This is a genomic window from Candidatus Weimeria sp. HCP3S3_B5, from assembly GCF_052064335.1.
In the GTDB taxonomy this organism is placed as follows: Bacteria; Bacillota; Clostridia; order Lachnospirales; family Lachnospiraceae; genus Weimeria.
This window is the reverse complement of sequence record NZ_JBQHVU010000039.1, coordinates 1-8,078: the sequence shown is the minus strand read 5'-3', so window position 1 is coordinate 8,078 and position 8,078 is coordinate 1. Positions and strand designations below refer to the sequence as shown.

The following is an 8,078-nucleotide window of genomic DNA, read 5'->3' as shown; positions in this document are numbered from 1 at the left end:
TACTTTTAGTGATAATGTTTTTTTATTCTTAGGTTTGTACTCTGACTTTATGTTGATTCCAAGTACCTGTTCAATGTTTTCCACATAAGCGATATTAGGTTTTGCCTTTCCCGTTTCCCTTAGTTAAAGATATTGTTGGGTATCTCAAGATGTGTCATTCGATTTTGCCGATAAAGCGGTAGAAGATTTCCACTTCCTGTTCCCGGCTTCCGTCCTCACTTTTGACCGCTTCATGGACAAGGATTTTTTCAATCAGCGTATTCAGAAGTTCAGCCGTCAATTCTGTGGGATTGACATACTGTTTCATCAGACCTATCCACTTTTCAGCGTCAACCGCTGTCTGGGCGGCGGTCTCCATCGCTTCGTGAAGCCGTTCAATTTTTACGTCCAATTCTCGCTGTTCGCCCTGATACTTTTCGGACAGCATATTGAAATTGTATTCTGTAATGCGTCCGGCAGACCAGTCCTCATACATTTTTGCAAACAGGGTGTCTACTTCTGCTTTGCGCTTTTCCGCCTTTTTCAGTTCGGCTGTCTGCCGCTTCCTTGCAGTATTGCGTTCCTTGTCGCTGGCGTTAAGTAGCCGTTTCAGAAGTTTGTCCCCATCCTGCTGTGCCAGCACAGACCAGTATTGCAGACGGGAAAGGACATAGGCGTAAAGCACATCATAGCGGATATAGTGCATGGAACACTGGTGCAATCCTTGCCCGTACTTGCTACAATGGTAGTGGGCATAGGGATTTTTGTTCTGGCTGTTCATACCATAGGCCAGCGACCAGCCGCAGTCCGCACATTTTACCAGCCCGGAAAATATCTGTGTTGTGCCGTTCTTCTGCCGTCTGCGCCTGTTGCAAATCTGCTCCTGTACTTGACGGAACACATCTTCGGAAATAATCGCTTCGTGGGTGTTCTCCACACGATACCATTCCTCTTTTGGCTTGCGTACTTTCTTCTTGTTTTTGAATGAAATGTTGGTCTGCTTATTGTGGACGCTGTGTCCGATATAGGTTTCCTCTTTCAGAATACTTTTCACCTGCGCTATCGTCCACGCATAGGCTTTTTCCTCCGGCGCTCCGGCATAGATATTTGCGAAAGTGCCGTATCTCTGGAAATTCAGCCAGCCGGGAGTAGGTACTTTTTCTTCGACCAAAATCCGTGTAATGCTGGCGGCTCCCCGGCCATGAACGGCAAGGTCAAAAATCTTTTCGATAATCCACCTTGTTTCCGGGTCAATCAGAAGATGGCCTTTCTTATCTGGGTCTTTGACATAGCCAAGCGGAGCATAGGCTCCATAGTGTGCGCCATTTGCGAACCGTGTCCGCATGGCCGCCTTTACCTTTTTGCTGGTCTGGCGGGCGTGCATTTCATTCAGAATGTTGAGGAATGGGGCAAGCTCATTCTCTCCGTTGATGGTGTCCACATTGTCATTGACAGCGATATAGCGGACGCCTTTGCTGGGAAAGTAGATTTCCGTGTACTGGCCGGTCAGAATGTAGTTTCTGCCTAAGCGGGATAAATCCTTCGTAACAACGCAGTTGATTTTCCCGTCCTCAATGTCATCAATCATTCTCTGAAAATCCGGCCTGTCAAAGTTCGTTCCAGACCATCCATCGTCGATATATTCATCTATGACATTCAGGCCATGCTCGGCGGCATATTGCCGGAGCATCATGCGTTGTGTCTGAATACTCCCGCTTTCTCCTTGCAGTTCATCGTCCCGGCTCAATCTCATATAAAGCGCCGTGTTGTAAATCGTAGTATTGTAAGGTTGTTTCACCGTAAAAATCCTCCTTCTAAAGAAACAACCCACGCTTACAATACTTTTGCTCTATGGCAATTATATCATAAGCGTGGGCGTGTTATCAATGATGGGCTATCAGGTTGAAGCGGCTTTTTCTGCGGTATGCCGCACCACATCTACAATCAGATCACCGAGGGGCTTCCCGCCTGCGGCGAAGTGTTCGGAGATTTTTATACGGTTGTTCCCACATACAAAATACTGCGTGCCGTTCTCTGCTTGTATAACCTGCCCTGTTCGGGGTGTAAAAATATCGCTTTCACTTTTTGCCATCCAGTGTCCTCCATATTCAGTTTTCAAGGTACAATGCCGCACAGAGGCGGCGAAAATTTCTGCTTATATCTATCACCTTTCCTTTACCGTGTGCCGCTGCTGACGTTTCAGTTCCGCCAGTATATCCGGCGGGATACGGTCAACCAGCCGCTGTAAATTGTCCAGTTCGCTTTTCAGCTTTGCCCGTTCCATCGTATCTTTCATCTTTCCTTTTTCGCTGGCCTTTGCCCTTGCTTCCAACTTCTCATTCTCCGCCAGCAGGTCATTGATTGTGACCTTGTACTTTTTCAACTGCCCGGAGAAATTCTCCATCTGCGGGAACCACTTTTTCAGCATGGAGAGGGCTTCCTCTTTTTTCTTTCCGGCGTTCAGCGGGTTAATGCCGTCCAGTGTGGCTTCAATGGCTCTTGCCTGCCGGGAGAGGGAAACCGCCTGTTTGAAAAGCCGGGTGGGGATATGCTTCCGGCCTGTCCTGCTGGCGCTCTCCCCACGCTCCAAGTCAGGATATTTCTCCACCATATAGGCGTGAAAATCGTCCTGCCACTTCGTCAGGTTTGCCCGGTTGCCGATAATCTCCTTTGCACACAGGCGGTTGTCCTTTGTCAGCGGAACAAAGGTCAAATGCAGGTGGGGCGTTTTCTCGTCCATGTGTACCACCGCCGACACGATATTTTCCCGTCCTACCCGGCCAATGAGGAAGTCCGCCGCCCTCTGGAAAAACGCCTGTATCTCCTTTGGGGATTTCCCCTTGAAAAACTCCGGGCTGGCAGTTACCAGCGTATCGACAAACCGTGTGCTGTCCTTGCGGGTTCGGCACCCGGCCTGTTCAATGCGGTTTTGAATGAAATGATAGTACCTGCCCTCTGGCTTGACGATATGAAAGTTGTACTTGCTCCGGCTTGTGTCAATGTCGGGGTTGCTGGCGTATTGTTCTTTCTGTCTTTCGTGATGGGCTTCCAGCGGCCTTGCCGGGTTGCCCTTGTGCTTCTCAAACCGCAAAATTGCGTGTTGTGCCATTCTGCTCCTTTCCCCATTCCTTTCCTATCCGGGGTTTTCCACAGGGAAAATCCCGCAGAAATTAGCTCGGATAGGATTGGAATGGATAGAATATAAATAAATCTTTTTAATCTTTGTATTTCTATATACCGTCCGGTTTTCGTACTTCCGGGGAGTGATTTCCTCACTTCATAAGTACGGTTTTCAGCCCTCCGGCGTACCAGAACCGGATTTCTTGAAGTCGGTGTTTGGAACCGCTTCATAGGATTTTGGGAAAATGCGGTTGGGTTTTCCACAGCCCTGCTTCTGGATCTCCACCAGCCCGGCGTATTGCAGTTCCCGCAGGGTGTTTACCGCTTTCTGCCGCCCACAGTGGAGCAGGTCAACCACCTCGCAGATGGGATAGTACAGATAAATCCGTCCGCAATCATCCGCCCACCCATTCTTGCGGGATAACTCTGTCCGGCGCAGGATAAAGGCGTACAGAACCTTTGCCTCGTTGGACAAGGGCTTGAATGTGGGGGCTTCAAAGAGGAAATTCGGGAGCCGGGTGAAGCTGAACGCCTTTTCCGGCTGATGGATATAGATGGTATTTGTCATAGTGCGTTTTGTGGACGGTTAGAAGCCCGTTTTCCGGGGCGGGCGATACTTTATACCACCAGCCCCGGTTTGGGGCTTGCGAAGCCTGATAAATCAAGGCTTTTTTCGCTCCTAACTGTCCACAGCAGACCTCCTTTTCCGTTCACTTTCTGTTTTCTGCCGCCTGTGAACTCTGGCGGCACAGCCGGGGCAGTATTTTGCCCGGTTGGATTTGGGGACGAACACACCGCCGCAGACCTCACAGCGTTTCAAGTCCTTATCCCGGAAAATCTCCGCTTCCAGCGTCCCGTCCAGCGGCAAGACCGCCCAGCGGAACCACTTACAGCAGACCGAGAAAGAAATCGTCTGCGGACAGGTGCAGGTGTCCCCATCGTCAAGGACAATGCAGTTGCCGTCCTCACAGCAACAGCACTCCCGGCGTATCAGGCTGGCCGCCTGTTTTCTCTGCGCCGGGGTCATGCGGTAAAGGGAACCGTCCGGCCTGCGTTCCAGCGGCGGCAAGTCTTTATAGGGGTTATCTCTCATGCGTTCCCTCCATTTTGCTTTCCGTTGCCGTTCTCCCCGAAAAGGTTTCCTGCCCCATTCCTGCGGCGTGTTCCGGCGTTGGCACGCTCCCCATAACTTCGGGACAACTTGTCCCGAAGTGACCTCTGGACAAAGTGTCCAGAAGTCCGGCTCCTTGCGGTGCTTCCCCAGCCGGGGTATTCCTTTTCAGACGGTCATTTGGTTTTCAAGGTGCTGTCCATCGATGAACTAATCTAAGTCTACACCGAAATGCTCACCCGTCCCGTATATCCAAAAGGTGGGAAATCAACTTAAAAAACAGGCTATTTCCACGCTCTCGGAATTGTGATAAAATGAAAAAAACGAAAGTAAATGGCGAGGCGAATTGTCATGAAAAGGGTTAGCATACAAATGGTTGATAACACTGTTTCATCGGAATGGTGGAAAACAATTATCCACCATTTTCTTAGGGTGGGGGATAACTTTGAGTTGCGATGTTGGGAGGAAGAAACTCAAGAAATTTTGCAGGCAGAACGATACGGTGTAGCAACAACGGAGGGTCATGAAGTATCCATAAAAGGCGTTATTGTAGATGAGCTATTATTAGAATTGATGGAAGAAACTCCAACAGACAAAGAAATCTACAATAAAATGACAAAGTATTTTACTATCAATGTAAAGAATGAACTATGCAATATTTGCAGTGAGCACTACGGAACAGAAATGTATATCGTAATATATTCTGATGTGGATGTATTGTTTTTTGAACAGGTGATGAAACAATACTCTGATGACTGTTTCAGTATCGGAGAATGGTAATAAGAAAACGCAGACTTATTTTTTGTCGGGCAGAAAAGGAGGGAGAGCATGGAACTATCCATACCAGAACGCTTAAAAGACCTGCGTGTAGAGCGTGGCTTGACGCTGGAACAGCTTGCGGAGCAGACACACCTATCCAAATCTGCTTTAGGCAGCTATGAGGGTGATAATTTTAAGGACATCAGCCACTATGCCCTTATTCAGTTGGCAAAGTTTTATGAAGTGTCCGTTGATTATCTACTGTGCCGTTCTGAAACAAAAAATCACCCAAACGCCGATCTTGCAGACCTGCGTTTGAGTGATGATATGATTGAACGATTGAAAAGCGGGCTGGTGGACAACTCCCTGTTATGCGAACTGGCAGCGCACCCGGATTTTCCACGGTTCATGGCTGACCTTGAAATCTATGTGAACGGTATAGCAGGAAAGCAGGTGCAGGGGGCAAACGTTATTGTGGACGCTGTGAGCGCAAGGATTATGAAACAGCACAATCCCGGCTTGACCGACCCGCAGTTACGGCAGCTTATCGCCGCCCATATTGACGACGACAGCTTTTGCCGCTATGTAATACAGCAGGATATAAACAAGATAGCCCTTGACCTGCGGGAAGCCCACAAGGACGATTTTTTCAGCGTCCCAGAGGACAACCCGCTGAAAGAATTTTTGCAGACCGCAGACGAAGCTGCCAGCCTGGACAGCGACCCGGAACAGGCGGCTATGGCCTTTATCTGTAAGCGGCTCAAGCTGAATTATGGGAAGCTGTCCGAGGAAGAAAAGAAGTGGCTGAAAAGGATTGCACAGAAGTCGGACTTGCTGAAAAATCCAAACCCACAGCGGGGAAGAAAGTGAGTAAAACTGAAAGGAAATTGTAGATGGAGATAATACAAATAATTATTCTTGTCCTACTGATATATCTTGTCATAATTCTTTTGATTTCGTTTATACGAGCATTGATAGCAGTAAGGAAAGGCGTTTCATGTGCCAAGAAAAAGTTCAAAGAAACATTTTGGACTTTCTTTTCAGAGTTACTTAACCCTCTTAATTGGTTGGATTTTTTCTGATGAAAAGTAAGATGAGATTTACGGAGGTTAAGCTGGTATGATTTTTGACTTTAGCCCTTGGCAACTGGATGTTGATGTTGACTTAACAAAACAACTATATAAAGAAGCTGACTATTCTACTGATAAAACTGCAAATGCAGAGTTCATTGACAATCTATTGCCAGACCAGCAACTGTTTTTTAACTCCTTAGGAGTTGACTTGACTAAAGTGGAGATTGATAAAGCTACTTATGAGATACCAGAAGGTCAAGAATTACCTGCCTCAATAATAAATAGGCTGTCTGTAAACTTTTTAATGAGAGGGAAAATACTGGCGTTACCCAAATTCCAAAAGGATCTTTATTCCGATGAAGAAGTTTTTGGTGACAATTTCCCAAAATCTATAAAAGTATCAACTGATGATGAGGAGTACATAAAAACTTTTGACAATGGAATAGGTATAGGCATTGTATTTAAGCACCCTTGTTTTCATTTTGATGATGAAAAATTCAGAAACTGGGATTGCGGATATATATTAGGAAGTATTTTGATTATGAATGATATGAAAAAATGAGCTGCACTTGAAAAATTTCCCTTTATCGAGAAGATAGCAAAGCCAGCCGAGCCAGTCAACGGTCAAGAATAAACGGCGCATTTTATGCGCCGCCGTTGACAATCCCGCCCGTCTTTGCTGATGGGTAATCAAGGCGGGAAAGCCCTAAAATGGCTTCCCGCCCATTTCAATTTTGAGGAAGAAAACTCCCAAAATCAAAAAGAGTGCGGCCAAGCACTTTGAGGGATTGGCTGCCTTGTCTGCCCGTTCAGCGGGACGGAGGGCGGCGGTCAAGACCGGGTATAAACCCGTTCATTTCAGCCTTGACGGTTGCCCGCTATCCTGCTACTTTGCCGGGAGTGTGGCCACAACTTCGGGACATTTTGTCCACAAGTCGGAGCGTAGGACAAGGGACGGGGGCTTTCATATCCCTGCCGTCGTTCTCTGAAAACAGCCCGATTTTTTGTTCATTCCCATTCACAAAAAGTCAGCCTGTTTTCCTGCCAGAGCAAGCGGGGCGCAAAAAGCACCGCGCCCCGTTTCCTCCGTCAGCCACGCCAGCAGGTATAACACACTACACTTTGCAAGCAAAGTCGTGTGCCAAATGGGGGCAAGCCCCCTTTGGAAACCCCCACAAGAAAAGGCGGTACGCTACCCCTCCATGGGGCGCATACCGCCTTTTCTTGTTATCCAGCCCTCCGGCTGTATCGGTTGAGCAAAAGTCAGCGTGGGATTGATGTGGTATCTTTAACTTTGGGAAACTCCGTTCTCCCATTTCGATATAACCTTGTCGCTTATACCTAACACATCTCCAAGCTCTTTCTGGGTCATATGTTTTTTACGTCGTGCGTTTGCAATCTGGTTCCCTATTTCGGATTCTGTCATAGTATACCTGCTTTCTTTTTTTATTATGATAGCATAAAAAACTGGGAAATGCTCTCTCCAATTGTGGAGAATTTTCTCCTGAGCCTGGAGAATATGTATATCAGAAAAAGAGAAAGATCTGATCCTGAAGAGAGTGCATTTTTATGATTGTGGTGATACGATATTTATGGATCGATCCAGTAGACAAAAGTCAACTGTAGGAATTGGAGGTTTTATGAAGATAAAGAACGAGATAATAATGCGTAAATTACTCTTTTCACTATTTATATCATCAATATTAACACTTATATCATGTGGGAGTACAGTTTCATCTGAAACATCAACAAGTCAGAATGGTGCAGACAATACTGCATCTGTGTCTGATGGCAGCACCGTAGAAAAGGATGATTCTGAATCTATAGATGATCAGACGTTCAGTTTTACGGATGCTTCTGGAGAAAAATATTCATTGACAACAGATATAGCATTGGAAAAAGGATGGACTTTAAAAGAAGGAGAAAAGTTTGAAACAAAGTAGCGCTTAAGGAAAACTAAAAAAGGGCATAGTAAACAAGCTGTATTTTTACAGCCTTTTAATATTGGATATGGATCAAGACTCAATCAGCTGGCA

General features: G+C 46.6%; 10 protein-coding genes. 4 read left to right on the top strand and 6 right to left on the bottom strand.

Translation table 11 applies throughout. The annotated features are described in order from the left end of the window. Positions 1 to 154: 154 nt before the first annotated feature. The 5 genes from ACTNCK_RS11350 to ACTNCK_RS11330 all read right to left on the bottom strand — a co-directional run bounded on the left by ACTNCK_RS11350 (position 155) and on the right by ACTNCK_RS11330 (position 4,192). On the bottom strand, positions 155 to 1,732 hold the full coding sequence (locus ACTNCK_RS11350) for a recombinase family protein (RefSeq protein ID WP_154410947.1): 1,578 nt from the start codon (positions 1,730 to 1,732) through the stop codon (positions 155 to 157). 144 nt (positions 1,733 to 1,876) lie between these two features. Beyond that, positions 1,877 to 2,071, bottom strand: a complete 195-nt coding sequence (locus ACTNCK_RS11345) for a hypothetical protein (RefSeq protein ID WP_002334813.1) — start codon at positions 2,069 to 2,071, stop codon at positions 1,877 to 1,879. 72 nt (positions 2,072 to 2,143) lie between these two features. Continuing rightward, positions 2,144 to 3,088: a MobV family relaxase gene (gene mobV / locus ACTNCK_RS11340; RefSeq protein ID WP_002334814.1), complete on the bottom strand. Its 945-nt coding sequence runs from the start codon at positions 3,086 to 3,088 to the stop codon at positions 2,144 to 2,146. Between the two features lie 183 nt (positions 3,089 to 3,271). Next, entirely contained in the window at positions 3,272 to 3,667 is a 396-nt protein-coding gene (locus tag ACTNCK_RS11335; RefSeq protein ID WP_002588752.1) for a replication initiator protein A, read from the bottom strand. A 111-nt stretch (positions 3,668 to 3,778) separates the two neighbouring features. Next, complete coding sequence (locus tag ACTNCK_RS11330; RefSeq protein WP_002588751.1) at positions 3,779 to 4,192, bottom strand: cysteine-rich VLP domain-containing protein; 414 nt, start codon at positions 4,190 to 4,192, stop codon at positions 3,779 to 3,781. A gap of 369 nt (positions 4,193 to 4,561) precedes the next feature. On the opposite strand from ACTNCK_RS11330, the gene ACTNCK_RS11325 reads away from it, so the two are divergent. The 3 genes from ACTNCK_RS11325 (at position 4,562) to ACTNCK_RS11315 (ending at position 6,604) form a co-directional block, all read left to right on the top strand. Further along, positions 4,562 to 4,990 carry a hypothetical protein gene (locus ACTNCK_RS11325; protein ID WP_441082828.1) on the top strand — a complete coding sequence of 143 codons (429 nt, stop codon included), beginning with the start codon at positions 4,562 to 4,564 and terminating at the stop codon, positions 4,988 to 4,990. Positions 4,991 to 5,038: 48 nt separating this feature from the next. Continuing rightward, positions 5,039 to 5,839 carry a helix-turn-helix domain-containing protein gene (locus ACTNCK_RS11320; protein ID WP_441082827.1) on the top strand — a complete coding sequence of 267 codons (801 nt, stop codon included), beginning with the start codon at positions 5,039 to 5,041 and terminating at the stop codon, positions 5,837 to 5,839. A gap of 249 nt (positions 5,840 to 6,088) precedes the next feature. Continuing rightward, positions 6,089 to 6,604, top strand: coding sequence for a hypothetical protein (locus ACTNCK_RS11315; protein ID WP_287047925.1), 516 nt, complete (start codon positions 6,089 to 6,091; stop codon positions 6,602 to 6,604). A gap of 726 nt (positions 6,605 to 7,330) precedes the next feature. Here ACTNCK_RS11315 and ACTNCK_RS11310 read toward each other — a convergent pair. Then, on the bottom strand, positions 7,331 to 7,414 hold the full coding sequence (locus tag ACTNCK_RS11310) for a helix-turn-helix domain-containing protein (protein ID WP_441082829.1): 84 nt from the start codon (positions 7,412 to 7,414) through the stop codon (positions 7,331 to 7,333). Positions 7,415 to 7,682: 268 nt separating this feature from the next. On the opposite strand from ACTNCK_RS11310, the gene ACTNCK_RS11305 reads away from it, so the two are divergent. After that, positions 7,683 to 7,985 carry a hypothetical protein gene (locus tag ACTNCK_RS11305; protein ID WP_441082826.1) on the top strand — a complete coding sequence of 101 codons (303 nt, stop codon included), beginning with the start codon at positions 7,683 to 7,685 and terminating at the stop codon, positions 7,983 to 7,985. Positions 7,986 to 8,078: the final 93 nt, after the last annotated feature.

Bases quoted from the DNA above. Each gene is read 5' to 3' on its own strand.
- ACTNCK_RS11325 (WP_441082828.1), top strand. From the start codon at position 4,562: ATGAAAAGGGTTAGCATACAAATGGTTGATAACACTGTTTCATCGGAA.
- ACTNCK_RS11345 (WP_002334813.1), bottom strand. From the start codon at position 2,071: ATGGCAAAAAGTGAAAGCGATATTTTTACACCCCGAACAGGGCAGGTT.
- ACTNCK_RS11330 (WP_002588751.1), bottom strand. From the start codon at position 4,192: ATGAGAGATAACCCCTATAAAGACTTGCCGCCGCTGGAACGCAGGCCG.
- ACTNCK_RS11305 (WP_441082826.1), top strand. From the start codon at position 7,683: ATGAAGATAAAGAACGAGATAATAATGCGTAAATTACTCTTTTCACTA.
- ACTNCK_RS11335 (WP_002588752.1), bottom strand. From the start codon at position 3,667: ATGACAAATACCATCTATATCCATCAGCCGGAAAAGGCGTTCAGCTTC.
- ACTNCK_RS11315 (WP_287047925.1), top strand. From the start codon at position 6,089: ATGATTTTTGACTTTAGCCCTTGGCAACTGGATGTTGATGTTGACTTA.
- ACTNCK_RS11320 (WP_441082827.1), top strand. From the start codon at position 5,039: ATGGAACTATCCATACCAGAACGCTTAAAAGACCTGCGTGTAGAGCGT.
- ACTNCK_RS11350 (WP_154410947.1), bottom strand. From the start codon at position 1,732: ATGAGATTGAGCCGGGACGATGAACTGCAAGGAGAAAGCGGGAGTATT.
- mobV (WP_002334814.1), bottom strand. From the start codon at position 3,088: ATGGCACAACACGCAATTTTGCGGTTTGAGAAGCACAAGGGCAACCCG.
- ACTNCK_RS11310 (WP_441082829.1), bottom strand. From the start codon at position 7,414: ATGACCCAGAAAGAGCTTGGAGATGTGTTAGGTATAAGCGACAAGGTT.